At 39.7% G+C, this 26,611-nt stretch carries 33 protein-coding genes, 1 pseudogene and 1 other annotated feature; of the genes and pseudogenes, 1 reads left to right on the top strand and 33 read right to left on the bottom strand.

The genetic code is table 11. The annotated features are described in order from the left end of the window. Positions 1-4 precede the first annotated feature (4 nt). The 6 genes from NQ540_RS00910 to murQ form a co-directional block, all read right to left on the bottom strand. Positions 5-1,096 carry a DUF871 domain-containing protein gene (locus NQ540_RS00910; RefSeq protein ID WP_005607774.1) on the bottom strand — a complete coding sequence of 364 codons (1,092 nt, stop codon included), beginning with the start codon at positions 1,094-1,096 and terminating at the stop codon, positions 5-7. 66 nt (positions 1,097-1,162) lie between these two features. Further along, complete coding sequence (locus NQ540_RS00905) at positions 1,163-2,500, bottom strand: PTS sugar transporter subunit IIC (RefSeq protein ID WP_005607776.1); 1,338 nt, start codon at positions 2,498-2,500, stop codon at positions 1,163-1,165. 21 nt (positions 2,501-2,521) lie between these two features. Continuing rightward, positions 2,522-2,830, bottom strand: coding sequence for a PTS sugar transporter subunit IIB (locus tag NQ540_RS00900; RefSeq protein ID WP_039849255.1), 309 nt, complete (start codon positions 2,828-2,830; stop codon positions 2,522-2,524). 18 nt (positions 2,831-2,848) lie between these two features. Continuing rightward, entirely contained in the window at positions 2,849-3,211 is a 363-nt protein-coding gene (locus tag NQ540_RS00895; protein WP_005607780.1) for a hypothetical protein, read from the bottom strand. 10 nt (positions 3,212-3,221) lie between these two features. After that, the gene (locus NQ540_RS00890) at positions 3,222-3,548 is read right to left on the bottom strand and encodes a PTS lactose/cellobiose transporter subunit IIA (RefSeq protein ID WP_005607782.1); all 327 of its coding nucleotides are present in this window, start codon (positions 3,546-3,548) and stop codon (positions 3,222-3,224) included. After that, positions 3,548-4,459 (bottom strand): N-acetylmuramic acid 6-phosphate etherase, encoded by a 912-nt coding sequence (gene murQ, locus NQ540_RS00885; RefSeq protein ID WP_039849256.1) that lies wholly within the window; start codon positions 4,457-4,459, stop codon positions 3,548-3,550. Before murQ ends, NQ540_RS00890 begins: the two co-directional genes overlap by 1 nt. 142 nt (positions 4,460-4,601) lie before the next feature. Between murQ and NQ540_RS00880 the strand changes: the two genes are divergently transcribed. Then, on the top strand, positions 4,602-5,405 hold the full coding sequence (locus NQ540_RS00880) for a MurR/RpiR family transcriptional regulator (protein ID WP_005607788.1): 804 nt from the start codon (positions 4,602-4,604) through the stop codon (positions 5,403-5,405). A gap of 45 nt (positions 5,406-5,450) precedes the next feature. Here NQ540_RS00880 and NQ540_RS09750 read toward each other — a convergent pair whose 3' ends face one another. The 27 genes and pseudogenes from NQ540_RS09750 to NQ540_RS00750 all read right to left on the bottom strand — a co-directional run bounded on the left by NQ540_RS09750 (position 5,451) and on the right by NQ540_RS00750 (position 26,591). Further along, positions 5,451-5,612: an IS3 family transposase gene (locus tag NQ540_RS09750; RefSeq protein ID WP_169304272.1), complete on the bottom strand. Its 162-nt coding sequence runs from the start codon at positions 5,610-5,612 to the stop codon at positions 5,451-5,453. A gap of 8 nt (positions 5,613-5,620) precedes the next feature. Continuing rightward, positions 5,621-5,893, bottom strand: a pseudogene (locus NQ540_RS00875) (transposase); the annotation flags it as partial. A gap of 24 nt (positions 5,894-5,917) precedes the next feature. Continuing rightward, positions 5,918-6,256 carry an IS3 family transposase gene (locus NQ540_RS00870; protein WP_005607799.1) on the bottom strand — a complete coding sequence of 113 codons (339 nt, stop codon included), beginning with the start codon at positions 6,254-6,256 and terminating at the stop codon, positions 5,918-5,920. A 197-nt stretch (positions 6,257-6,453) separates the two neighbouring features. Further along, positions 6,454-6,708, bottom strand: coding sequence for a helix-turn-helix domain-containing protein (locus tag NQ540_RS00865; protein ID WP_223429393.1), 255 nt, complete (start codon positions 6,706-6,708; stop codon positions 6,454-6,456). 121 nt (positions 6,709-6,829) lie between these two features. Next, entirely contained in the window at positions 6,830-7,723 is an 894-nt protein-coding gene (locus tag NQ540_RS00860) for an alpha/beta hydrolase (RefSeq protein WP_039849257.1), read from the bottom strand. Positions 7,724-7,748: 25 nt separating this feature from the next. Continuing rightward, positions 7,749-8,525, bottom strand: a complete 777-nt coding sequence (locus NQ540_RS00855) for an alpha/beta fold hydrolase (RefSeq protein WP_005607804.1) — start codon at positions 8,523-8,525, stop codon at positions 7,749-7,751. A gap of 153 nt (positions 8,526-8,678) precedes the next feature. After that, positions 8,679-9,047, bottom strand: coding sequence for a 50S ribosomal protein L7/L12 (rplL, locus tag NQ540_RS00850; RefSeq protein WP_005607807.1), 369 nt, complete (start codon positions 9,045-9,047; stop codon positions 8,679-8,681). A 74-nt stretch (positions 9,048-9,121) separates the two neighbouring features. Further along, positions 9,122-9,625, bottom strand: coding sequence for a 50S ribosomal protein L10 (gene rplJ, locus NQ540_RS00845; RefSeq protein WP_005607810.1), 504 nt, complete (start codon positions 9,623-9,625; stop codon positions 9,122-9,124). 28 nt (positions 9,626-9,653) lie between these two features. After that, positions 9,654-9,774: a sequence feature (ribosomal protein L10 leader region), on the bottom strand. An 85-nt stretch (positions 9,775-9,859) separates the two neighbouring features. Then, entirely contained in the window at positions 9,860-10,549 is a 690-nt protein-coding gene (rplA, locus tag NQ540_RS00840) for a 50S ribosomal protein L1 (protein ID WP_005607812.1), read from the bottom strand. Between the two features lie 101 nt (positions 10,550-10,650). Further along, positions 10,651-11,076 (bottom strand): 50S ribosomal protein L11, encoded by a 426-nt coding sequence (gene rplK / locus NQ540_RS00835; protein WP_005607816.1) that lies wholly within the window; start codon positions 11,074-11,076, stop codon positions 10,651-10,653. Between the two features lie 568 nt (positions 11,077-11,644). Then, on the bottom strand, positions 11,645-12,838 hold the full coding sequence (locus NQ540_RS00830; protein ID WP_005607819.1) for a class I SAM-dependent rRNA methyltransferase: 1,194 nt from the start codon (positions 12,836-12,838) through the stop codon (positions 11,645-11,647). Then, positions 12,838-13,449 (bottom strand): VanZ family protein, encoded by a 612-nt coding sequence (locus NQ540_RS00825; protein ID WP_005607822.1) that lies wholly within the window; start codon positions 13,447-13,449, stop codon positions 12,838-12,840. Before NQ540_RS00825 ends, NQ540_RS00830 begins: the two co-directional genes overlap by 1 nt. A 27-nt stretch (positions 13,450-13,476) precedes the next feature. Continuing rightward, positions 13,477-14,886 carry a sensor histidine kinase gene (locus NQ540_RS00820; protein ID WP_005607825.1) on the bottom strand — a complete coding sequence of 470 codons (1,410 nt, stop codon included), beginning with the start codon at positions 14,884-14,886 and terminating at the stop codon, positions 13,477-13,479. Positions 14,887-14,889: 3 nt separating this feature from the next. Beyond that, on the bottom strand, positions 14,890-15,597 hold the full coding sequence (locus NQ540_RS00815) for a response regulator transcription factor (RefSeq protein ID WP_039849258.1): 708 nt from the start codon (positions 15,595-15,597) through the stop codon (positions 14,890-14,892). Between the two features lie 125 nt (positions 15,598-15,722). After that, on the bottom strand, positions 15,723-16,259 hold the full coding sequence (locus tag NQ540_RS00810; RefSeq protein WP_005607832.1) for an NYN domain-containing protein: 537 nt from the start codon (positions 16,257-16,259) through the stop codon (positions 15,723-15,725). A gap of 16 nt (positions 16,260-16,275) precedes the next feature. Beyond that, positions 16,276-17,139 carry a 23S rRNA (guanosine(2251)-2'-O)-methyltransferase RlmB gene (gene rlmB, locus NQ540_RS00805; protein WP_005607835.1) on the bottom strand — a complete coding sequence of 288 codons (864 nt, stop codon included), beginning with the start codon at positions 17,137-17,139 and terminating at the stop codon, positions 16,276-16,278. A gap of 1 nt (position 17,140) precedes the next feature. Continuing rightward, positions 17,141-17,542: a Mini-ribonuclease 3 gene (locus tag NQ540_RS00800; RefSeq protein ID WP_005607838.1), complete on the bottom strand. Its 402-nt coding sequence runs from the start codon at positions 17,540-17,542 to the stop codon at positions 17,141-17,143. Next, on the bottom strand, positions 17,539-18,948 hold the full coding sequence (gene cysS, locus NQ540_RS00795; protein ID WP_005607842.1) for a cysteine--tRNA ligase: 1,410 nt from the start codon (positions 18,946-18,948) through the stop codon (positions 17,539-17,541). The genes NQ540_RS00800 and cysS overlap by 4 nt, the downstream gene beginning before the upstream one ends. Beyond that, positions 18,945-19,505: a serine O-acetyltransferase EpsC gene (epsC, locus tag NQ540_RS00790; RefSeq protein ID WP_005607845.1), complete on the bottom strand. Its 561-nt coding sequence runs from the start codon at positions 19,503-19,505 to the stop codon at positions 18,945-18,947. Before epsC ends, cysS begins: the two co-directional genes overlap by 4 nt. Before the next feature lie 108 nt (positions 19,506-19,613). Further along, positions 19,614-21,008: an oxaloacetate decarboxylase subunit alpha gene (locus tag NQ540_RS00785; protein ID WP_005607848.1), complete on the bottom strand. Its 1,395-nt coding sequence runs from the start codon at positions 21,006-21,008 to the stop codon at positions 19,614-19,616. 14 nt (positions 21,009-21,022) lie between these two features. Next, positions 21,023-21,574 carry a citrate lyase holo-[acyl-carrier protein] synthase gene (gene citX / locus NQ540_RS00780; RefSeq protein WP_005607851.1) on the bottom strand — a complete coding sequence of 184 codons (552 nt, stop codon included), beginning with the start codon at positions 21,572-21,574 and terminating at the stop codon, positions 21,023-21,025. Beyond that, on the bottom strand, positions 21,567-23,099 hold the full coding sequence (gene citF, locus NQ540_RS00775) for a citrate lyase subunit alpha (RefSeq protein ID WP_005607854.1): 1,533 nt from the start codon (positions 23,097-23,099) through the stop codon (positions 21,567-21,569). Before citF ends, citX begins: the two co-directional genes overlap by 8 nt. 1 nt (position 23,100) lies before the next feature. Next, positions 23,101-23,988 (bottom strand): citrate (pro-3S)-lyase subunit beta, encoded by an 888-nt coding sequence (gene citE / locus NQ540_RS00770; RefSeq protein ID WP_005607857.1) that lies wholly within the window; start codon positions 23,986-23,988, stop codon positions 23,101-23,103. Beyond that, entirely contained in the window at positions 23,976-24,284 is a 309-nt protein-coding gene (gene citD / locus NQ540_RS00765) for a citrate lyase acyl carrier protein (RefSeq protein ID WP_005607859.1), read from the bottom strand. The genes citE and citD overlap by 13 nt, the downstream gene beginning before the upstream one ends. Before the next feature lie 27 nt (positions 24,285-24,311). After that, positions 24,312-25,322: a [citrate (pro-3S)-lyase] ligase gene (citC, locus tag NQ540_RS00760; protein WP_005607861.1), complete on the bottom strand. Its 1,011-nt coding sequence runs from the start codon at positions 25,320-25,322 to the stop codon at positions 24,312-24,314. Between the two features lie 12 nt (positions 25,323-25,334). Beyond that, entirely contained in the window at positions 25,335-25,466 is a 132-nt protein-coding gene (locus NQ540_RS00755) for an OadG-related small transporter subunit (protein WP_005607863.1), read from the bottom strand. Positions 25,467-25,493: 27 nt separating this feature from the next. Beyond that, a complete protein-coding gene (locus NQ540_RS00750) occupies positions 25,494-26,591 on the bottom strand; it encodes a sodium ion-translocating decarboxylase subunit beta (RefSeq protein ID WP_371440392.1) in 1,098 nt (365 codons plus the stop codon). Positions 26,592-26,611: the final 20 nt, after the last annotated feature.

Below are 26,611 nucleotides of genomic sequence, written 5' to 3'. Positions count from 1 at the left end.
CTGCTTATTTAAGTCTAAATTTAAATTTCTGCCAAGGTTTAATTTCATCTAAAATAAAGTGTTCTATATCCACTACTTTTGCGACAACATTGGTCTTACCTGAATTTTCCATATCCTTCAAGGCGATTTGTAATTCTCCTGCATAATGTCCGTATTCACTACTTTCGATTAAAATATCGCCTCTCTTAATCTGATTAGGAGCATTAAACACTTCAAATCGATGTCCTTTATACTTCACACGACTCTGTGTCGAACGAATAAAGTAGTCATTCTGATCTCCTCTATTGAAATGAAATTCCTCTAATACAATTTTCTTTTCTATCTCCGGAATGCCTTCAACTAATTCAACATCAAAAGTCACTACATCCAAATCTAGTCCTTCTATGCGAGACAATTCTTCTTTCGTTGGATAGCAATTAGAAATGAGAATATCATCCACTAATTCCATTGCAATATGGTGTTTTATTTGCACATCTAATGGCAACTCACGATGCAATTCTAGCGTTGGTAATCCTTCAGTAGTTGGCCAAGGTCCAAATGCCCCTTTATCATGTGAAGTGACAAATGTTGCTGTTTTTAATCCATACTTGTTAAAACGTTTTGTACATTCTTTATAGAAATCTAAGTTTAAACCGGAATAACGATGTGGATAAAAATTGTGACACCCATATAATTTATATTTATTAGGTCTATAATCCATGATGGTATCAATCGTATGAACATTATTGCTCATATTGATTTCGATAATTAAATTTTCTGGATTATAGGTCATAATAGATTCTTCTAATCCCGAAAAGCCGGCATCTAAACGAATTCCGTCTGCCCCAATTTCTTTGAAAAACGATAGATCCTTATATGAAATATTTAACTCTCCAAATACTCGTGGAGAAACATCAACAATGACTTCAAAACCTAGTTCGTGAGCAAAAGTATTTATTTTGGTAAATTCTTTTTTTATTTCTTCTGCAGGCTTATTCACAGACAATAGACAAGAGAAAACTCTAGAAAAGCCTAAACGACTCGTTTCTTCAAGATAGTTCTTGATTTCTTCTACCGTACTTTTTTCTGGATATATAGATACTCCTAATCTTCTCATTCATTTTCTCCTTAAAATTTAGTATAGAAAAGCCCTGCTACTAGAACAGGGCTCATAGTTTCATTTTTATTGCTCTTGTTCTTGAGCCAATAATGATTTGTCGTACATTGTAAAGAATGGATAGTAAATTAAAATCGACAATACAATTAATACAACGTTTAATACGATGGCTCTCCAGTCACTACCAGTAGCTAAGAACGCTCCAATAGGTCCAGGAAGAGTCCAAGGTGCACTTGCTACAACTTTATTCACTAATCCAGCGGACATTGCAATCCATGTTACAATCCCATTTGCTAATGGTGCTAAAATAAACGGAATAATTAATTGTGGATTTAATACAATAGGAGTACCGAAGATTAAAGGTTCATTGATATTACATACTGCTGGAATAAATGCTGTCTTACCTAAAGACTTACCATATGCAGATTTAGAACGCCAGATTAATAAAATAGCTAAACCAATCGTAGCCCCAGAACCACCAATCATTACAAACCATTGATAGAATGGTTCAGCCGCAATATTAGGAATTGCAGAGCCGCTTGCGAAAGCTGAAGTATTTTCTTCTAACAATACTAACCATAACGGTCTTGCAAGAGAACCAACGATTGACCAACCGTGAATACCAAACGACCAGAAGAATTGTGATAAGAAAATCACCACAATAACTGAGAAAATGGAATCTGTCGCTTGTACCAGTGGAGCAACGATACTACCTACAATTTTATGAACATCGATACCGATAAACATAGTAACAGTTGAAACAAGTAATAGTACGATAACTGTTGGTGTTAAAGCTTCAAAAGAACGCGCAACTGATGCTGGAACTTGAGGTGGCATTGAAATCTTGAATCCACTCTTTTGAGTGAAACGATAAATTTCAACAGCAATAAAGGCTGATAGAATCCCTATAAACATCCCCGCGGACCCCAAATTACTCATCGGGAGAACAAATCCCGAAGGCAATGAAGATAAATAATTTTTTAAAGGTTCGCTTGAATCTGCTAAAGCTTTTACTTCTGCTGAAGCAGCTGGAATTGCTTTAGGAATAATAGTTAGTAAATAAGCTAATTCAGCTAGAATCCCCCCGGATAATCCATCTAGATCATAAGAAGATGCTAGAGAAAATCCAATTCCGAAAACTGCGTACAATGTCATAATGTACATTGAAACACGGTAAGGCAATAAAATTTTAGCTTGGTTCGCTTGAATAAATTGTGTAATTCCCCAATCTTTCGGCATTGAGTTTGGAAGAAAGGCAATTACTAAAAACATTGATGCAACGACAATAATTGGTAGAGTTGCAATAATACCATCACGAATCGCTCTTAAATGGCGTTGTTCTGCTAATTTAGCCATCGGTGTCGACAGCTTCGTATCCATAAACTCTGTGATTTTATCAAACATATGATATCCCCACTTTCCTTATTATATTTCTAATTCCTCTTTGATTTGTTGAAGTAGTTTTGGTCCTCCTAGAGGAGTGTATCCTTGTGGTTTAATTAATAAACATGGGACACCTGCTTCATCTGCGCTAGCTTTCAATACATCATAACGATGACGAATTTGAGGTGCTACAAGAGAAATTTGATAATCCTCTTTTACTTTTTCTGCAAAAGCTTGTGTACCACATTCATCTACTTGAATATCTAACCCTTCTTTTGTGCCCGCATCTTGCAATGCTTTTGCAACAATAGCACTAGACATTCCCCCTGAACAAACAAGTAAAATTTTCATAATTTTCACCTCCACTCATTATAAAATTACTCCGGTCATTACGATAAAATAATAAATAATTCCGATAACGATGCTCCAAATTCCTCCAACCCACCAAAAGGCTTGAGTAATTCCTTTTTTTGAATTCACAAAGAATTGAGAAAATGAAACTGTAAAACCTGCAACGAGCCCTCCACAAATGACAAAAGGCCATTTAAAGTCAATATGAACCAAATCGCAAATTGCCGGAATCACAAACATTGATAGTACGATACTAGCGATAATCAGCAGTACGCTCTTATAACCAAACATCGGAATATCATAATCTGTGGTTCCCATTGCCGTTTTATATTGCTTTTTTTGGTCCACATTCTTAACGGTCCATTTTCTGAATTTAACCATCGTTTTCTCCTTACTCTTTATGTTCTAACTTCCAAAGTCTTTCATTCATTCGAATAACATTTTCTGCTAGAGTTCTAACTTCTATAGAAGTCATTAGGTGATCTTGAGCATGTACAAAAAGTACTGTAACTTCATTTCTTTCACCCGCTGCTTCTTTTTGAATTAAGTCTGTTTGTACTTGATGTGCTTTATTTAAAAATGTATCAGCCTCTTCAAGTAATTTTCTAGCCTCTTCAAAATTTCCTTTTTCAGATTCTTCCATCGCTTCATATACTAAAGCTTTGGCATTTCCACCATTACTGATGATTTCAAAAATAATTAGTTCCATATCTTGCATTAAATATCACCTCCTAATACTTGGATGGCGCGCTTGATATGCCCATTTCCCTTCATTAAAGCTTCTTCGGCAGTCTGCCTATCAACATCCATTATTTCCATAATGAGTGCTTTTTTTACATTATGGCCACTCTCTTCATAAAGCTTCTCTGCCAACTCATCATCTACTCCCGTTAAAGTACGGATCATATTTTTAGAACGAACGACAAGTTTCTTATTCGTTGGTTTTAAGTCAACCATATAATTTTTATACACTTTACCGAGCTTAATCATGACACTCGTTGAAATCATATTGAGAATTAACTTTTGAGCTGTTCCAACTTTCATTCGTGTAGAGCCCATAATCGCTTCTGCACCTGTAACCGCCTCAATAGGATAATCTGCAAATTTAGAGATTTCTGCATTTTGTACACAAGAGATGGCTCCAGTTAAAGCCCCAATTTCTCTTGCATAACGTAATCCCCCAATCACGTAAGGTGTTCGACCGCTAGCTGCTAAACCAATTACGGTATCATTTTCATTTATTTGATACTGAGATAAATCGCCTCGAGCTAGCTCAAGAGAATCTTCCGCTCCTTCTTGGGCAATAAACATCGCATTATCTCCACCTGCCATAATCCCAACAACTAGACCTTTATCTACTCCATATGTTGGAGGACATTCAGCCGCATCTAATACTCCAAGCCTCCCCGACGTTCCAGCTCCAATATAGAATAGACGTCCACCTTTTTGCATACGATCAACAATCTGGTCTACTAAAGCTGATATTTGGGGAACACTTTTAGAAACAATAGAAGCAACAGTTTGATCTTCATCATTGATTTTTTGAAGGATTTCTTGTGTTGATAAAATATCGATATCTATTGTTCGTTGATTATTTTTTTCAGTATCTAACTTAATTAAATCTGTCATCTTCCCACTTCCTTCTGAAATCATTTTATCATAAAAGCGTTACCATTGAAATAGAATTTTAGAAATTTCTTTATATTTTTAAAAAAATATTTCTTGTAGTATAATATTTTTGGAAACATAATTTCTACGAAAGGAGTTATATATGAAAAACTATTTAACCGTCACCGACAAAAAAATTGAAGCTTTTATTTCAGAGCATTCAGAGATTGTACTCTCTTCTAGCATTCATACATTGGCAGAACATATTGGCGTTTCGCCTTCTTCTATTAGTAAATACATTAAAAAGATTGGATACCGCTCTTATTCTCGTTTCAAAGTAAACCTTGCGCAAAAAAACGCTCAAACAATTGATGAGCAAATCGAAAAAGATGATTCTATCAAAACCATCCAATCCAAATTAATTAGCACGGTCACTCGTTCTTATGAAATGACCTTGGAACTTGTGGATGATATTGTGTTGGATAAAGTCATCGACCTCATGAAAAATGCGCGTAAAATTTATACCTTTGGGGTAGGGGCTTCTGGAATGGTCTGCAGTGACCTTTATTTCAAATTAAGCCGGATTGGTAAAAATATCCTGTACCATACTGATTCACATATTCAATTAGCCAGCCTGGGTAGTGCGACACCGGACGATCTCGTCATTGGGGTGAGCTATTCGGCCCAAACCAAGGAAGTCACGAGCGCCTTTGAAATTGCACATTCGAGAGAAATTCCAACCGTTTCGATTACCGCTTTAGGAAACAATCAACTCGATTCGCTCAGCACCTATAGTTTAAAGGTACCTCGACATGAGAATATTATTCGTTCTGCTGCGATCACCAGCCGAAACGACTCCCTATTCTTAATCGACTTGTTGTATCTTGGACTTCTCCAAAAAGACGACCGCCGTCAAAACGAAATTTTAGAATCCAGTTACCAACTCACTCACCAATTAAGAAAATAAAAAAGAACCATCCTCAGGTGATATGTACCCAGAATCCTGGACATATTAATAATTAAGCTGAACGCATGGATGTTTCCCTGTATTGAACAGGGACATCCATTTTGTTTTTTCTTGAATTCTTTTGTTATTGTAATAATCTATGTAATCTTTAATTGCCGTTTGAAATTCCTTAAAGGTAGAATATTCCTTTTCCAAACCATAGAACATTTCGTTCTTCATTCTGGCAAGAAGGTTTCTATAATGCAGTTATCATAACAAATTCCTTTTCGAGACATTGATTGAATAATCCCTCGTTCTCTTAATGACTTTTGATAAAATGCGTGTTGATATTGCCAACCTTGATCAGAATGGAGAATCAATCCATTTACATCAGGGAATTTTTTAAAAGCTTTATTTAACATCCTTTGAATCTGTTCTAAGTCGGGACTTAGAGAAAGATCATAGGAGATTATTTCATTAGTAGACATATCTAAAATTGGAGAAAAGAAACATTTTCCCCAAGGAAAAGTGAATTAAGAAACATCTGTACTCCATTTTTGAAGTGGCCTATCGGCCGTAAACTCTCTGTTAATAATATTATCAGCAACTTTCCCAACATTGCCTTGATAAGAATGGTATTTTTCTTTAGGGCGTTTCCCAAACAATCCATTTACATGCATAAGACGTTGAACTCTTTTATGATTAACTACGTAACCTTTACGGCAAAGTTCTTGGTAAATTCTTCTAACGCCATATCTACCTTTATTTTCATGAAATATTTTTTTGATTTCTGATAATAAAACACCATTCTTCTCAGCCACTACATCAACTTTAGTTAATTCAAAATAGTAAGTAGATTTAGCCATTTTCATCGCTTTAAGAAGATGTTTTAGTTATTATCCTACTTCTCGTAATTCCTTGATGATCGCTGCTTTCTCGCCTTGAGAAGCGCAGCTTCCTGTTCTTCTCTCAAGGTTCTCATTTTTTTATAACAGCATTTTCAGCTTCTAAATATGCATTTCGTTCACGTAATCGAACTAATTCTTCTCGTTCGGATTCTGAAAGGTTATCAGGTACAGCTTTTTTTATTCATAATAGGCTCCTTAGATAATGGTCGCCCTCTTTTCTTATTCTTTAGACCATTATATCCATAAGTTTGATACTTGTGGACCCAAGAACTTAATAATCCATCACTAATTCCTTCTGAAAAAGAAACTTCTGTAAGAGTTTTCCCATTTAAAACCTGTAGAACAAATGTGAATTTTTCTTCTAAAACTCTTTTGCTTAACTTTTTTAGGCGTTTCTGCCCACGTTCCTTGTCGATACAATTCTACTCATTTCATTTTGAATTCAAATGAGTAACGCATAATAAATACCCCCTTTACTGGTTTGTCCAGTAAAGGGGGTACATATCACAACAGGATGGTTCTTTTTCTGTTTGCCTTTTACCGTTCCATGATTTTTCGAACGAATTTGATCTGCTCTTGATTACAAGTTTGTCCCACTTTATTCTTTAAATTCAAATGGAATACATGTCCCTGGGTTTTCTTGTTATTCCCGTACTCTTTAAATACAAAATCAATTTGCTTTTGCTCCAACACTTCTTTCAATCGGTGCGAATGCTTTCGTAGGAAATCCCCATTACTAGTGGCTAAGTATACAGGTGGAAAATCTGGTGTAATGTAACGAACCGGGCTCATTTTCTTAATAGAAGATCCTGTTGGCTTTTCTCCAAGAATATCCGTTAAGAACGGCGTTAATAGCACTCCTCTATGTTCTACTTCCCCTTCCATATCAAAGACTCCGCAATTTAACACGAGCGCCTTTGGAACAAGCTTCTTGGACACTGTAATTCCTGGAAAGGCTTTGGCATACTCCTGGTTTAATTGAATCGCCGTGTACGCTGTTGCTAAATGCGCTCCTGCAGAGTCTCCTACTAAAAAGAGATTGCTTGGATCAAGGCGGTACTCTTTTGCATTCGTAACAACCCACTCCATAATGCTTCCTACATCTTCTAAAGGAGCTGGAAAAGTATGCTTTGGCGCAAGTCGGTAGCTAGCATTTACCACTGCAAACCCCTGAGCAGCTAAATACATACAATACGGAGCGTATACCTTCTTATCCCCGTAAACCCAAGCGCCTCCGTGAATATTAAGGAGTACAGGCAATTTGCCTTCCTTGTCTTTTGGACGATAGAGATCCAGCAGATGCCACTTGTCGCAGGATCCATAAGATAAATTTTCAACAGTCTCTACATTCGTTGGTGGAACCCAACCCAAGTCTCGTTTTAAGTCCCCGATGGTAAATAACGTACGGACAATATGACTCGTAAGTGACATTGCTAAACCCCCTTTCCTTTTAAGGCTACTCATTTCTTTCTAAAAATGGTGTTACTAATTCCATCCACTCCAAGGGAAGATAAGTGGATAAATATCCGTGATTATACCCCTTTGCTTCATACAGCGTGCAATTAGGATGCATCTGTTGAAATAGTTTTGCCGATTCCTTCACGCACTTCATTTCCTTTTCTCCATAAATATAAAGAACCTCTGCTGAACTATCAGAAATCGCTGGTTTCAATTGATAACTGGCCATATAGGTCTTATAAATCGTTACTAATGTTTTCATCGGCAATCGTGGCATATCTTCCAAATAGTAGTGTTCTAATTCTTCTGGATAAGCCATCTTAGGATACATCTTTTTCATGAGTTTCAGTTGCATTTTACATGCTGCCTTACCGAACATCAACTTCCCAAAACATTTTACAAAGGCGATGCTCATTTTTGCTAGTTTAGGTTGTGGTATACATAGACTTCCGTCAATAATTACTTTATCAGCAATATGAGCATCTAACGAAAGTAACTCCATGACAATCTGCCCACCAAGAGAGACTCCGCCTAAAGCAAATACATGCCCATCGCAATGCTTTCTTATATACTCCAGGAGCTCCTGCGCAGATCGTTCAGTGGACACATATTCCTTTTGATACTCCTCACCATGACCATCTAGCACTGGTAAAATCACATGGTATTTATCTGACAGAAGTCTCGCTTGTCTCAAATAATTCCACCATGAATTCCCTCCACCATGAATTAATACAATATGAGGATTGTGATTATCTCCAAATTCATGAAATTTCATCAAAAAGCTCCCTTTCCACTACCATTTCTTTTACTATTGTAACCCAAGCGTTCAAAAAACACATCATAATTCTTCTCAAAGTCAGTTCACATGATTATATCCAACAAAAAAGGTCGGACTGGATAGTCCGACCTTTAAACATGTCATTAAAAATTATTTTAATGTTACTGAAGCGCCAACTTCTTCTAATTGAGCTTTTAATGCTTCAGCTTCTTCTTTAGCTACGCCTTCTTTTAATACGCCAGGAGCGCCATCAACTAATGCTTTAGCTTCTTTTAATCCTAATCCAGTTGCTTCACGAACAACTTTGATTACTTTAATTTTTTGGTCTCCAGCAGAAGTTAATTCTACAGTGAAGTCAGTTTTTTCTTCTGCAGCTTCACCAGCGCCACCTGCTACTACAGCTACAGGAGCTGCTGCTGTTACGCCAAATTCTTCTTCGATAGCTTTTACTAAGTCGTTTAATTCTAATACAGTTGCTTCTTTAATGTCAGCAATGATTTGTTCAATGTTTAATGCCATTTTTAATTTCCTCCATTTTTTGGTTGTTTTAATAATTTTTGTTTTGTGTTTTTAAAGTTAGCTAGCTCGCTTTATTAAGCTGCTGCGCCATCTTTTTGATCTGCAACGGCTTTGATTGCCAATGCAGTGTTGCGAACTGGTGCTTGTAATACTGATAATAGCATTGAAAGTAACCCTTCGCGGCTTGGTAGTTTTGCAAGAGCTTCGATTTCTTCTTTTGAAGAAACTTTACCCTCAACCACACCTGCTTTAATTTCTAAAGCTTCAACTTTTTTAGCAAAGTCAGCTAAGATTTTAGCAGGAGCTACTACATCTTCGTTACTGAAAGCTACAGCTGATGGTCCTTTGAAAACGTCATCCATTCCTTCTAAACCAGCTTCTTTAGCTGCACGTGATAAAATGCTGTTTTTAACAACGGCAAATTGTACACCTGCTTTACGTAATTCTGAACGTAGATTTGTAGCTTGTTCTACAGTAATTCCTAAATAGTCAACAACAACAACTGATGATGCGTTTTTGAACTGTTCAGCAACTTCTGCAACTTGTTGTGCTTTTTTAGCAATGATTGCTTCACTCATCTTCGTTTTTCACCTCCTGAAATTTAGGTAGGGCATAAAAAAATCTCTATGCCCACAAAGACACAGAGAAATAAGATCAACTTGTTCTCCCTCGGTAGGATATTAAGGCTAGCGCCCCCTACTGTCTTCGGTCGCATTCAACTTTTATTAGTTTACACGATTGACTCTTCATTGTCAACAAAAAACACTAATAAAAAATGAACCAAGCACTTAGCCTGGTTCATTCATTTTAAATTATAGAGAAGCTACGTCTACTTTAACCCCAGGGCCGAAAGTAGTTGTCACAGCAACGTTACGTACGTATTGACCTTTAACTGTAGCAGGTTTGATACGTAATAATGTTTCGTGAATTGTTTTGAAGTTTTCTACTAATTTTTCATCTGAGAATGAAACTTTACCGATTGGAACGTGGATGTTACCAGCTTTGTCAACACGGTAAGTAACTTTACCAGCTTTGATTTCTTCAACAGCTTTAGTTACGTCCATTGTAACAGTACCTGTTTTAGGGTTTGGCATTAAGCCTTTAGGTCCTAATACACGACCTAAACGACCAACTTCACCCATCATGTCAGGTGTTGCAACGATAACGTCAAACTCAAACCACCCACCTTGGATTTTTTGAGCTAATTCGCTGTCACCAACGTAGTCTGCACCAGCTGCTTCAGCTTCTTTAGCTTTTTCACCTTTTGCGAATACTAATACGCGTTGAGTTTTACCAGTTCCGTTTGGAAGTACAACTGCTCCACGTAATTGTTGGTCAGCTTTCTTTGGATCTAAACCTAAACGGTATGCAACTTCTACAGATGCATCAAATTTAGCGAAATCTGTTTCTTTTGCTAATGCGATTGCTTCTTGAACTGGGTAAGCTTTAGAAGAATCGATTTTTTTAGCGGCTTCTAAATATTTTTTGCTTTTCTTTGCCATTGTATAATTTCCTCCTATTGTGTGGTTTTAACGGTTTTACCTCCCACAAAGTCCATGAGTGGAACACTCGTGCTAGGGACTTTTGGAAGCTGCATTTGTTTTTAGCCTTCTACTACAAATCCCATTGAACGGGCTGTACCTTCGACCATGCGCATAGCAGCTTCTACGTCTGCTGCATTTAAGTCAGGTGCTTTTAATTCAGCAATTTCTCTAACTTGATCACGAGTTACAGTAGCAACTTTTTTCTTGTTTGGTTCGCCTGAACCTTTTTCTACTTTAGCAGCTTTCTTTAATAATACTGCTGCTGGTGGTGTTTTACAGATGAAGTCGAATGAACGGTCTTCATAAACTGAAATCACAACCGGAATGATTAAACCTGCTTGGTCAGCTGTACGAGCATTGAATTCTTTACAGAATCCCATGATGTTCACTTGTGCTTGACCTAAAGCTGGACCTACTGGTGGAGCTGGAGTTGCTTTACCTGCAGGAATTTGTAATTTAACTAGTTTTACAACTTTTTTAGCCACGAGACATTACCTCCTTGATTGTTTCGTGCGTGGTTTAATGGAGATGAAGATTTCTCCTCCCACGGTGTTCCGACATGTGCATTTTCATGCACTTTGGTATTATATCAAAACTTAATTTGCAATGCAATATTTATAGTTCCCTCTTATGTAAAAAAAACTTGCGTTGGTCTTACAAACCACTTCCAATCCTTGGGGATTAATTTATAACCACTGCAATGGGGCACCGGATTGAGCCTTTCGTCTCAATTCTTACCAAGCTTCAAACTGACTCTACGGGTTTCACCCTAGAGTCAGTAATTCACATTGGTTGCTATTCCCCAATGCTGTGGTTATAAAATCCGCAAGTTTTTCGTGGTTTGTAAGAAAATGGGATTTTTTTGCAAAAAAGTGAACTGCTAGAAATCGCGTTGCAATGGGATTTGTGCCAAAGTGCGAAAATGACATGTCGGTGCCTATAACGGCCTCCCATGCTGCAAGAATGCGATGAGGACGGGGTTTGTGCTGGGAATGTGAGGTGCATACGTAAACTGCTCGAAATTCACTTATAAGTGAATTTCGGGCAGTTGTGCTAATTGTTAAATTCAATAAAGAAAACTTTGAGATAATCGCTCAGCGGAGTCGATGCTGGTACTGCAAAATCGCTTGGTAAGCCTTTCTTCAAGACAATGCGATAGCGACGATTACCGTCTGCTTCACGAATCCCCTGTTCAATCATTTGTTGGAACTGGGATTCAGTCACATTCGCTGCGTTTGTAGATAACACAAGCGTGCCTTTTGGTGCGACTAATGGGGTGATTTGCGCCACTAGTGTCCCGTAATCTTTTACTACAGAAAAAGTACGCTTCTTCGTACGTGCAAAGCTTGGTGGGTCGACCACAACGGTATCGAATGTCAACTGTTTCTTCAACGCGTATTTGAAATAATCAAAAACGTCCATGACATAGATTTGTTGTGTCTCAGGGTCAATGCCGTTTACTGCAAATTGTTCTTTTGTTTTCTCCAGGCTACGGTTAGCAACATCCACACACGTTGTTTTAGTCGCTCCTCCCATCGCTGCGGCTACAGAAAAAGCACCCGTATAACTAAATGTATTTAACACGGTCCGACCGGCACTGTAGCGCTGACGGATGGTTTCACGGACTTCACGTTGGTCCAAAAAGATACCGGTCATTAGTCCTTCGTTCATATAAGTCGCGTATTTAACGCCATTTTCTAGCACAATCAGTGGTTCTGGCGCTTCTGTCCCACCAACAAACCTACTTTCTGGTAAATCCGCTTCGTTTTTAAAACGAATCTTTTCGTAGACCCCTTTGACACCTTCAAATGCCCCAAGCGCCTGCGTTAAAATCAAGTCACGATAATGATACACGCCTTCGCTGTACCAAGAAACGACAATAAACCCGTCATACCAGTCGATTGTCACTCCGCCAAAGCCATCGCCTTCCCCATTAAAGAGACGAAACGCTGTCGTATCGTCAGAATGCAGGAGGGCACGGCGATTCCAGAAGGCGGTTTTGAAGATGCCACTAAAGAACGCATCATCCAACGCTTCGTCTTCCTCGCGGCTATAGACCCACGCAACCCCCTTGTTTTGGAATCCGACATACGCCATTCCTAAGAATCGATGTTGTTGGTCAACAACTTTTACTACTTCACCTTCATCTGCGCGAAGTTCTTGCGCAAGGTCCATCTGACTAATCAGTGGACTTCCTTTTTTGATGCTCGATGCCGTTTTACTTTTTACGACAATCTTTCCCGTCATTATTTTTTCCTCCGCTTCTTAATCAACCGATACAAGAGAAATCCCAGCCAACTGCCTAGAACATTACAAATAATGTCATCAATATGGCTGACCCCTGTATAAAATATAAACTGTGCAAACTCGATGAAAAACGAGGTCAAGAACCCGTATTTCAGCGAGCGCGATTCTCCTTTTTTACTTCCATACAGCATCCCGCAGAAGAAACCAAGTGGCATAAACCAAACAATATTTCCCACTACATTATAATACGCTGCAAATATCGAACCTTGCATAAAGAGTTTGATACTATCCACAAATGGAACCCACATAATATCTGAGAGTGGATGCATGACAAATTCCACGGTAAAGGATTCATCCAAGTTTCTAAAAATCGTCACCTGGGAAAGTAGGATTAAATAGAAGATAAATAAATTGCGATAGAGTTCCCATTTCCACACAATTCGTTTTCTTTTTCTAAACAATAAAGAAATAGACCAAACGATCAACCATCCTATAAAAAGGACGATAGCGTGGTCTAAGCTAAAAATAAACAAACGAACAAGTGGAAGATGGTTCACTCGGTCCGCAAAAATCTCTACTATCCATCGATAGAATGGACCTAATAAATACATGGTCTTCCTCCTTGTTCGTTTTTCAATCTATGATAATTCCGGCTCCCCAGGGAACACTACTCTAAATGTAGTCCCTTGACCGATTTCACTTCGTACAGAGATTCTACCATGATGACTATCCACTAGTGATTTAACAATCGCCAGTCCTAGCCCACTTTCTCCATACTTCGTACTCTTTCTGGAAATGTCTGCTTTATAGAAACGTTCCCAGATTTCATTAATTTCTCTCTTGTCAATTCCAATTCCCGTATCTGAAATTTCAACAATGGCTTTTTTACCATCGTTCCAAGCTTTCACCACGATTTTACCATCATCGGTAAATTGGTTTGCGTTTTTCGTAATATTCACCAAAATTTGTACAAAACGGTCATAATCCGCATATACACTAAACTCTGGATCACATTCATAAGAGATTTCATTATTTTTCACTTTAGTCAGTGCTTGCATTTGTTCCACAACCGCTCGGATCGCTCCAAGGCCTGCAAAACGATGTTGCACTAACACGATTTGGTTTGAACGAATCTTTTCATAATCCAGATTCTCATTGACGAGTCGAATCAATCGTTGTGTCTCACTTGAAATGAGTTCGAGCGAACGTCCCCTTCTAGATTCTGGAACCATATTGTATTTCAAGCCATCTAACAAGCCGTTCATCGTTGTTAGAGGTGTTCTCATTTCATGAGCCACGTCCATCATAAATTGCCTACGAACATTTTCTTGTCGCTCGACTTCTTTTTCCATTTCACGTAAGGAACGCGCCATGCTATTAAAGTCTAGCATCAATTCGTCAAACTCATCTTGGCTATCCACTTTTAACTGAACATCAAAGTCCCCTTCAGAAATTTTATGGGTGGCTTGACGTAATTTATTAATGCGTCTGTTTTGATAGTTCGCAAAAATAAAGCTCATCAACATTCCGATAATTCCTGCCGCACCAAACGCGATAAACATCGAGTTTCTGAGTTCTCTCACCTCTGTTTGGATACGACTGATAGGACTCGCTAAAGCGACATATCCTTTATATTGCTTTTCTTTAATAATCGGATAATAAACGGTCAATAAGTTTTCTACAGGATCTCCAGAGAAGTCTGTTTGAACCTCTTTTAAGTTAATGGCAGACCCGTTTTTTAGGTGATTTAACTCCTCTTCTGATAACGAGTTTTCACTAGCAGGATGCTTCGACGGAAAAGTCATATTATTTTGTTCGTCAAAAATCGCAATAGTGACATTTTCTTCTTTTAAAGCCGTCCCTATTTTTTTAATATCCGCATAGCTCATCTCAGAAGCAATAATCCCTTTGGCATAAGACTGCAATTGTTGCGATCTTTGCGTGTAGATATTATTGCTCATTACATTATAGAAAAGAATTCCACAAGCAACAATGGTTACCAATACAACGGAAAGGAACCCAAATAGTTGCTGATAAAAGTACTTCATTGATTACAACTCGCTATCATCAAATTTATACCCTACGCCCCAAACTGTATGAATCACGTGTGGTCCTACAGCTTCAATCTTTTGACGAAGTTTCTTAATATGAGCATCTACTGTACGTTCATCCCCGTAGAATGGATCTTCCCAGATTTTTGTTAATAGATGTTCACGGGTGAATACTTGGCGTTGATGTTTCGCCATCACCATTAATAAGTCAAACTCTTTTGGCGTTAAGTTTTCGATTTGTTTTCCATCGATAAACGCTTCATGCGTCTTCGTATTGATTTTGACATGGTCTGTTTCTACATCGAACGTTGACAATGCCCCGCTACCTGAAGCTGATGATCTTTGTGTACGACGTAAAAGAGCTTTAATACGCGCCATAATCGTTACCGCGCTAAATGGTTTTGCTACATAGTCGTCCGCTCCGATTTCAAGACCAATGACTTGGTCACTTTCAGAATCACGAGCTGTCAGCATCACGATTGGAACAGCTTGATTTACCTGACGGATTTGACGGCAAATTTGCATGCCATCCATGCTAGGTAAGTTTACATCTAAAATCACAATGCCCCATTTGGATTGATTTTCCATAAAAGCATCGAAGCCTTCTTTTCCATCATGATAGAAACTTGCTTTCCAGCCTTCGTTTTCAAAAAACATTTCCATCATTTCGCAAACTGCTTCTGTATCTTCAATCATTAAAACATGCATCATTTACACTCCTTTTTCACGTAAATCGTATTCAATATAAAGTTTCTTCACAGATTATACACTGTTAATATGAAATCATAGGCGACTAATTGTGAATATTATATGAATAAAGCTCTAAAACTGGACTATTCCTTCCGTTTCTTAGACCCTAAACTGAATCTCAAGTGATTCAATAAGGACAGTTGAGCGTCACTCCACGGATTTCTTCTGCCGTTTCCTTTTTGATGAAAATGACGCGTAAGCTCCGTCTGTTTATCGCGACTGCTCTCTAATTCCTTATAAAAATCCCGTGCAGACTTTCGAAGCGCTCCTTTTTGGAAGATAAGCCACTGCTCTGCCAAGTCGCTAGTGGCAACAGACACTTGTACGAGTCGCGTGTTCATTTCGGAAACGGTGCGTTCAATATAGCTATCGGCCGTTTCTCCTTCAGAGGTGAAAATCACTTTCACTTGCGCTTGGTCAAACGACTGCGTAATCCCTGGTACAAATTGGGCGTCGAACACAATCCAGACTTCGATATTTTCAAACTTCTGAAAATTCGAGCAGCGTTGAATGAGTAAATCTCGCGCGCTCTCTAAGTCGTCTTGCTTCTTTAAAGCGACCAGTTCCGGCCACGCTCCAATCATATTGTAACCATCTACAATATAGAGTTGCTTTTTCAACCTGCTCCCTCCGTTTCTATAGCGAACGATTACGGAAGACTTCGTACATCATTAAAGCACTTGCCACACTCGCATTGAGACTTTGCACATGCCCGACCATTGGAATCGTAACCATCTCATCGACGCTTTCTTTTACAATTCGAGATACGCCTTTTCCTTCGTTCCCCATCACAATCGCTAGAGGCCCTTTCGTATTCCATTTGCGATAGTCGGTTCCGTTCATATCGGTTCCAAACACCCATACGCCACGAGCCTTCAATTGTTCAATGGTCTGTGTCAAATTCGTCACGCGGACAACTGGCACGTGTTCGATGGCTCCGGTTGAGGCTTTGGCAACGGTCGCCGTCAGTGAAGCGGAACGGCGTTTTGGAATAATAATACCGTGAACCCCGGTTGCATCAGCTGTTCGTAAAATACTTCCTAAGTTATGCGGATCTTCCACACCGTCTAAGATGACGATAAATGGATCCTCCCCTTTTTCTTCGGCTTTCTTGAAGACATCTTCCAAGTCGGCGTATTCATAGGCTGCAATCGAAGCCACAAGTCCTTGATGAACCGCATTCCCAACCAAATCTTCAATCTTGGTCTTCGGAACGGTTTGAACTTGAATACCTTTTTCACGTGCGAGGTCAATGACTTTTGCGGCATCTCTTCCAGACGTCCCTTCTTGGATAAAGACGCGGTTCACGCGGTCTGGCGTTTGCAAAGCTTCCACCACTGCATGGCGTCCAAACACAAAGTCCACCACATCCTGAGCTTCAACACGTTCTACGTGTTCCCGAGTAGGGCGTGGTCTCTTCTCAGCGCGCTCTGAACGCCCACGGTCTGAGCGATTTCCGTTTCTTGATTTTTTCTTTGGTGCATATTCATTTCGTGCCATGTTACTGTTCACCTTCCACTTGTTGTAAGCACCAGTTGATGAGTTCTTCTAGGCGTGCTTGTTGGCCTGATAAATATAAGTACCCCATCAATGCTTCAAACCCAGTCGCAATACGATATGTTCCGACATCGGCATTTTTAGCCACCGTATGACTCTTACTATTGCGTCCTCGTTTATAAATTTCTAATTCTTCTTCATTTAAGAAGTTTTCTTGCTCTAGCATTTGTTGCATCAAGCGTGCTTGTGCTTTTGCTGAAACAAACTTCGTTGCGGTCGCATGTAATTGATTTGGCTTTGTGAGCCCTTTTTGCATCACGTGATTTCTGACATACACTTCATAAATCCCGTCCCCCATATAGGCGAGTGCCAAACCATTTAGCAGCTTCCAGTTTTTTTCTGTCATGCTTCTCTTCTCCATCTTGTTCCTTGTGGAGTGTCTTCTAATACAATCCCTTGTTCTTTTAATAAATCACGAATCTCGTCACTGCGAGCAAAGTTCTTCGCCTTACGCGCTTCAAGACGTTCCTCGATTAATGCTTGAATATCATCATCGAGCAGTGCTTCTTGTTTTTCCACGATACCGAAGATTCCAAATAGAACCGCTGCTTTTTCAAGGAGTGCTTCGAGTACTGCTTTAGAAACCACTTCTTGTTCTAAGTACACATTCCATTCTTTCAACCATTGATATAGCACCGTCATGCCGTTTGCCGCATTGAAGTCATCATCCATTTCTTTTTGGAAATCTGCTTCAATCGCTGCAAATTTTGCCAAACGTTCTGCATCTTCTGGCAATGCATCTACGGCTGTTTCTAGGCGGTAGCGAGCATTTTTGAAAGTCGTTTGTACTTTTTCAAGGTTCACGGCTGCTTCTTGAAGAGCCGCTTCACTAAATTTCAATGGACGACGGTAGTGCGCACTTGCTAAGAAGAAACGGAGCACTTGTGGGTCGAGTTGTTGGATTAAGTCGTGAACGAGTACGAAGTTTCCTAGAGATTTACTCATTTTCTCCTCGCCCATCGTCACAAATGCATTGTGCATCCAGTAGTTCGCAAATTTTTTCCCTGTTTTGGATTCACTTTGCGCGATTTCGTTTTCGTGGTGAGGGAACGCTAAGTCTTGTCCGCCACCGTGAATGTCGATCGTATCCCCTAGGTGTTTTGTCGCCATTACAGAGCATTCAATATGCCATCCTGGACGGCCCTTTCCCCATGGAGAGTTCCAGCTAATTTCATTCGGTTTTGCGTTCTTCCATAATGCAAAGTCTAGTGGATTGCGTTTCTTCGCATCATCTTCAGAGGCGGTACGATTACTTGCCCCCATCTGTAAGTCTTCGATGCGTTGGTCGCTGAGTTTTCCATAACCTTCAAACTTTTCAGTAATGAAATACACATCACCTTCTGATTCGTAGGCCATTCCTTTATCGATTAAATCTGCTACAAAGGCAATAATATCATCCATGGTATTCATAACCGTTGGATTTAAAGTCGCCTTCTTCACGTTTAGCGCGTTTGTATCTTCAAAGAATGCTTCAATATATTTCTTTGAGACTTCTTCAGCTGTCATGCCTGTCTCATTGGCCACTCGAATGATTTTATCGTCCACATCCGTAAAATTCGAAACGAAATTCACGTCATAACCGCGGTATTCAAAGTAGCGACGAATCGTATCAAAGGAAACCGTACTACGAGCATTCCCGATATGAATATAGTTATAAACCGTTGGACCGCACACGTACATACGTACTTTGCCTTCTTCAATCGGTTTGAATGCTTCTTTTTGTCTTGTTAAAGTATTGTAGATTTGAATCATAATTTTCCTCCGATAGTAGTATCTCTTTCAATCTCTTCTGGTGTATGGATGCGAACCACTCTCGCTGGTAATCCTACCGCTGTTGTATGTGGTGGAATATCTTCTAGAACGACTGCCGCTGCTCCAATCTTGGCATATTCTCCAACTGTTACAGGCCCAATCACTTGCGAATGCGCTGATAAGAGCACGCCGTTTTCGATGGTCGGATGGCGTTTGCCTGTATCTTTCCCGGTTCCACCTAAGGTTACCGCGTGGAACATCTTCACATCATCTCCGATAATGGACGTTTCTCCAATCACGATCCCCATGCCATGGTCGATAAAAAATCTTCGTCCAATCGTAGCTCCTGGATGAATCTCAATTCCTGTGAGGAACCGACTAAAGCCGCTGACCATTCGAGCAAGCAGTCTCAGTTTTGCCTTCGTATGTAACCAATGCGCTGCGCGGTGCAAGACCGTTGCGTGATATCCTGGGTACGTCAAAACGATTTCCAAGCTGCTTCTAGCCGCCGGATCATTCTTTTTATACGTTGCCATATCTTCCCTAAAACGTCCCATTCCTTCACTTCCTTTGCATTGTCTTTCTTCTCATTATAGCACAGTTTAAAGCACACAAAAAGCTGAAAAGCAGGGCTACAGGGCCTTGCTTTTCAGCTTTCTTAGAAATTATTGTAAGTCTAAAGTAACATCTACTGTTTGTAATGGTACATCGTAGAATGGATCTTCGCGGCGACCCAAGAAGTCTTTTGCTTGTTGTGGGAAGAGTGCGTACATTAACACATCTTCGTCAGATTTAGCGTATTCTTTAATCTCTTCGCGAATTTCTGGTAATTGATCTTCGATTAAGTCAGCTGGACGAACCGTCACTACTTCTGCATCTCCGATAATTTTTTCTTTCACTTCAGGATTAATTTCTGCTGGAGCTTGTCCGTATAATCCTAAAACGTAGTCTTTGATTTCTTTTGGAACGAGTTTGAAACGTTCGCCTGAAATCACGTTCATTACCGCTTGTGTCCCAACCATTTGTGATAATGGTGTTACAAGTGGTGGGTATCCTAAGTCTGCACGAACTTTAGGCACTTCAGCTAATACTTCGTCGTATTTATCTGCTAAGCCTTGTTCTGTTAATTGACTTAAAAGGTTTGATAACATTCCACCAGGTACTTGGTAAATTAATGTTTTTGGTTCTGTATCTTTAACTTTAGGGTTTAAGATACCTTCTGCACGGAATTTATCACGAATGCCGTTGAAGTGAGCTGTTGCTTCTTCCACTTTCTTCATGTCCACGCCAGTGTTAAATCCTAATTCTTCTAAAGATAAGACCATTGATTCAGTTGCAGGTTGGCTTGTACCACCAGAGAATGATGATAAGCAAGTGTCGATAATATCTGCGCCTGCTTCAGCTACTTTTAAGTAAGTCATTTCAGAAATACCGCTTGTAGCATGCGTGTGAACTTCTAAAGGAAGATCAGTTTTTTCTTTAATACGGCTTACTAATTCGTAACCTGTTTGAGGTGTTAATACCCCAGCCATGTCTTTAATACAGATTGAGTCTGCACCGAATTCTGCCATGCGTCCTACTAAATCAACGTAGTAGTCTACAGTGTGAACTGGACTTGTTGTGTAAGAAATCGCTGTTTGGCAGTGTCCGCCTGCTAATTTTGTTGCTTCGATAGATGTCTTCATGTTACGAACATCGTTTAAAGCATCGAATACACGAATAATGTCGATTCCGTTTTGTACAGATTTTTCTACGAATAAACGTACCACATCATCAGCATAGTTACGGTATCCTAATAGGTTTTGTCCACGTAATAACATTTGCAACTTTGTATCTTTCACTGCTGCGCGAATTTGACGTAGACGTTCCCATGGGTCTTCATTCAAGAAACGAATACAAGAGTCAAAAGTTGCTCCTCCCCATACTTCTAACGCATGGAATCCAGCTTGATCTAATGTTTCCAAGATTGGTAACATATCTTCAGTTGACATACGAGTCGCGATTTGACTTTGTTGTCCGTCACGCAAAACCGTTTCAGTTAAACGGATAATTTTGCTCATAATATCTTCCTTTCTTAAGGTCTTTGGGTCGATGTGTATGCTGCAATCATGTGAGCGATATGCTCTTGCATTTCTAGGACCGTGTGCTTTCTAGAACGGGCGCACACTTTTGCTTCCTCATTGCAGATAAAACAACGTCTTGGAGGCATTCCAAGGGCTGTTCTGGAAATTGGAGTTGGTGTCTCTCCGGCCATTTCCACGACATCGATATCCAGTAATCGTCCGAGCGGGTGTCCTTCTTCAAACTGAGCAACGACACGCTTTACTTCAAGAGCGTCGCCACTGAATACACGGTAATATTCCAGTCCTGTTGAAAGTGAGAAATCTTCTTGATGAAGTCTCTCAAAAGACGCTAATGTGGCGTCCAATTCAGAAATCACAGAGGCGAAGACGGTTGTAATCGCCTCTGAATTTTTAACAGGACCTGGAATATTGAGTGTAATAGACACCAATACACACGGATTAAATTGTTCTAGTAATTGTTGTTGGGTATGAGCACGTCTTTCTCTGGCATCAAGCATTTGCATGATGTCTACCGGTGCCCCGTCAAACAAGGAATTAAACATTGCGAACAACGTCGATGATGCTTCCATCACGGTATTCGATGACCGCAACCACTTTGTCACCATATTGAATTGGTTCTGGGTTTCCAACGATGCTGTATGCTTTTTCTTGTAATTCTTTGATTGTGTATTGAGGTACATCTAAACCTTTGAAGTGTTCAATTAAGTCTTGACGGTTAGGGTTGATGGCAATACCAACTTCAGTAACAACCACGTCCACACTTGTACCAGGAGTAATCACAGTATTTACTGATTCTACGAATGTAGGGATGCGTCCACGTACTAATGGGCTGATAACCATTGACATTTTTGAAGCAAAAGCTGTATCACAGTGACCACCTGAAGCTCCACGGATAACACCGTCAGAACCTGTCATTACGTTTACGTTGAAGTCTGTATCTACTTCTAAAGCAGAAAGGATGGCAACGTCTAAACGGTTGATTACTGAACCTTTAGATAATGGGTTTGCGTACATGCTTGCGTCGATTTCATAGTGGTTTGCGTTGTTTGCAAGTGAAATTGCTGATGGGTGGTCGAAGTCTTGAACGTCGATGACTTTCTCAACTAAACCTTCTTCTAACAATTCGCACATTGAGTTTGTAATCCCCCCAAGTACAAAACTTGCTTTGATGCCGTCTTTAATCATCGCTTCACGGATGAAACGAGTTGCAGCAAGAGAAGCTCCACCTGTACCAGTTTGGAATGAGAATCCTTCTTTGTAATATGGAGAACCAGTGATTACTTTAGCAGCGTATTCTGCGATTAATAATTCTTTAGGGTTTTTAGTGAAACGAGTTGCCCCTTTAGCAATCCCTTTAGGATCCCCGATTTCATCAACGACAACCACGTAGTCCACGTCTGTTTGTGGAATGCTGATTGGAGTGTTTGGATATGGTACAAGGCTATCAGTAATGGCAACTACTTGATCAGCGTATTTAGCGTCGATCATTGCGTATCCTAAAGAACCGCAAGTTGCTTTCCCTTTTGTACCGTTGATGTTACCGTACTCGTCAGAACTTGGAGCTCCGATGAAGGCAACGTCGATGTGGATGTCTCCTGCAGTGATTGCACGAGCACGTCCACCGTGTGAACGAATCACAACTGGGTTTTCCATGATCCCGCTAGAGATGGCTGCCCCTAATTTATCACGTAAACCTGATGAAGTAATGTTTGTTACAACACCGTTTTTGATGTGTTCGATTAATGGTTCGTGTACGTTTGCGATTGAAGAAGGCGCGATTGATAGGTTTTTAATTCCCATTTTTGCAATTTCTTCCATAACCATGTTAATCACATAGTCTCCTTCACGGAAGTGGTGGTGGAATGAGATTGTCATGCCATCTTTTAAGCCAGTTTTTTCAATAGCTTCACGAATGCTACCTAATAATTTTTCTTGACGAGGTTCAACAGGTTTAATTTTACGGCTAGCTGCTTCATAAGGTTTAATGCGAGCTAACTCACCTTCGTATACCCCATATTGATCTGCATATTCTTGTGGAATGTCACGTCCAGCTTTATTTAATACCATCTTAAATTTCCTCCTCGCTAATCAATCCAGCCGCTTTCGCCAATGCGATTACGCGCTCAGCACGTTCAACGATTGGTTTGTCGACCATTTTACCGTTAACTGAGATAACACCTGAACCTTTTGCTTCAGCTTCACGAATTCCCCAGATAACTTCTTTAGCGTTTTGAATTTCTTTTTCTGTTGGTGCATATACTGCATTAGCCACAGGAATTTGACGAGGGTTAATAACAGATTTTCCATCGAAACCTAATTGTTTGATGCGTTCTACTTCTTCACGGAATCCATCCATGTTGTCTACGTTAGAGTAAACAGTATCGATAGCAGCGATTCCTGCAGCACGAGCAGCGTGTAAGATCATGCTACGAGCGAAGAATAACTCTTGTCCATCAGGGTAACGACGAGTTTTCATGTTTGTTACGTAGTCTTCAGCACCTAAAGCGATCCCGATTAAACGGTCACTTGCTTTAGCGATTTCGCGAGCGTTTAACACACCTTCAGCAGATTCAATCGCAGCCATCATTTTAGTGCGGCCTACTGGGATGTTGTTTTCACGTTCAACGCGAGTGATGATTTCATCTACGTCTACGATATCTTGCGCTGTTTCAGTTTTTGGTAAACGAACAACATTTACACCAGCTAGTACAACTGCTTCAATATCTAAAGCACCTGTTGTATCTAAACCGTTGATACGTACAACTGTTTCTACATTGCTGTAGTCAAAAGTTTTTAATGCGAAGTGTACTAATACACGAGCTGAGTCTTTTTCTTTTAAAGATACAGCATCTTCTAAGTCAAACATAATTGAGTCTGCGCCGTAAAGTGGAGCATCACGCAACATTGCTGCGTTAGCACCAGGTACGAACATCATTGTTCTTCTTAAGCGTTCCATGAGTCAATCTCCTTCCAGTCGTAGTTTTCAACTTCTGATGCACGGTGAACAGCTGTCACTGTACGAGCTTGAATTGTGCAATCTAAAGCACCTTTATCTACAGCAACTACTTCTACTGAAGTAATTCCTAATTTTGATAAAGTATCTTCGATAACACGACGGATTTGATTTCCGAATTGTTTTTCGACACTACTTTCTAATTGAATGTCGATTCGACCAGCGGTACTTGGATTTAAAGTAATCATAATGTCACTTGATTCCAAAGTGCCGACTACTGCACTTTTTTTAATTTCCATTATTGTTTCCACCTTTTCTTTTGGATTTTAACCAATGAAATGTTTTTCTTCTAAATAATGATACGTAGTTGCTGGAACGAGCTGTTTTAACTCGTCTACGTTTTTATCTTGAATGGCAGCGCGCACCCGCGTCGCACTCACCACTTCCTCTCGAACAGAAAGTCTATCTATAATGACTAATTCTAAGTCGCTCCCAAAAGCATCTCTTAGCGCGTCATTATAAACGGAGGTAACTGGGGAGAGTGGTTCTTGACCCACAAAACGTTTGGTCAATTGTAACGTTGGAACAATGTTTTCTAAGAAGAGTGTTGCATCCAATGTTGCTTGAACTTTTGCCACTTCCAAATCCGCCTTCTCTTTCAAGAAGTAGGATGGGAAAGTCGCACTTGAGACCATGTAGTCTCTGGTTGGAAGCACCGTTACGTTTGGCAAATGACTCACACCACGTTTAACCATTTCCATTCGGTCATTCGTATGAAAGAACGAACGATCCTCAGAAACAACGAATACGTAGAGGTGACTCGACTGACGAGCAGCCGTTTCTACCAAATATTGATGTCCCAGCGTAAAAGGATTGGCATTCATGACAATGGCACTATTGCTACTTCCTTCTACGAAATGTTCTTTTAGTAATTTTAAATAATCACTAAAGGAAGGGATGCCTTGTTCTAAAAAGGCAAGATTTTCTGTTTCGGCAATCACGCGGTACCCTAAAGATTTAAAGAAGATAATGTTCTTTGGTTTTGTATAGACAAAACTGTTTGTGTACAAACGTTCTCTTAATTCATCTAGAAGGGCCATCACAAGATGCGTTAACAGATTTTCTGATTGATATTTTTTACAAACCACTAAACATTTCAAAATGTTGCGGTCTAAAGAACCCGTCGCTGCAATGTCACCAGAGTGATGATAAATTGCAACTGTGTAATCGACTTGTTCCGTCTTGCCAAGGTTAGCCTGATCCATTAACCATTCCCAATCTTGGCGTGCTTTTTTATCGCGATCAAGCCATAATCGTTTGAGAATGAAATTTTCCATGGAACGGCCTCCTTATTTTGGCGGGAATGCTTTTAAAAGTAATGCAGAAACGGCATATAGAATTCCTAATACTAGGAAAACTCCACCCATCCCTAAAGCCATTAATTCAAAAGCTTGTGTTAAATGTTCTGCGTTGAAATTCATCGTTTTCCTCCTTTTCCTTCTATATTATTACATGAAGAATGATAATAATAATCCACCGGCAATAACAGAAGCGATTTGTCCAGAAACGTTAGCTCCAACAGCGTACATTAAGATGAAGTTTTGAGGATCTTCGTCTGTCGCCATTTTTTGGATAACACGACTTGACATTGGGAATGCAGAAATACCTGCAGCTCCGATCATTGGGTTGATCTTTTCTCTACGGAATAAGTTCAAGATTTTAGCAAACACAACACCACCGATTGAGTCCATGATGAAGGCTACTAAACCGAACAAGATGATCATTAATGTTTGAACATTTAAGAATAAATCAGCTTGCATTTTAACTGAGATCGTAATCCCTAATAAAATAGAAACAATGTTTACTAATTCGTTTTGAGCGGCTTGAGATAAGTTATCTAAAACGCCACATTCGCGTAATAAGTTACCGAACATTAAGAAACCAACAAGTGGTAATGAAATTGGGGCAATGAAACCTGCCACAATTGTGATAATGATTGGGAACAAGATTTTCGTTAATTTAGATACGCCTGAAGCATGGTAAGTCATACGAATACGACGTTCTGCTTTAGTAGTAACCATCTTGATTGCGATCGGTTGGATGATTGGAACAAGTGCCATGTATGAGTAGGCCGCAACCGTAATCGCTCCAAGTAATTGTGGTGCTAATTGGTTCGCTACGAAGATAGAAGTAGGACCGTCTGCCGCACCGATAATACCGATTGAAGCAGCTTCACGAATATCGAATCCAAATAATACAGCTACAACAACGACAAAGAAAATACCAAATTGTGCTGCTGCACCGAATAATAACATGAATGGGTTTTGTAATAATGGCCCGAAGTCAATCATCGCACCGATACCGATGAAGATTAATAATGGGAATAATTCAGTTTCGATACCGATTTCGAATAAGATCTGTAGGACCCCATGTTGTTGTTGTCCACCAACGACTTGGTCAAGAACCCCAGTCCCTGGGAAGTTTACTAAGATTGTACCTAATCCCATTGGTACTAATAATGTTGGTTCGTACTCTTTTTTAATCCCTAAGTACATTAATAGGGCACCGACAAGCATCATGAAGATTTGGCCGCCCGTAATAGACATTACATTTTGAACTAATGTTT

The organism is Granulicatella adiacens ATCC 49175 (assembly GCF_025150565.1).
Lineage (GTDB): Bacteria > Bacillota > Bacilli > Lactobacillales > Aerococcaceae > Granulicatella > Granulicatella adiacens.
The sequence above is the reverse complement of the archived record's forward strand: the minus strand, read 5'-3'. Positions and strand labels throughout refer to the sequence as shown.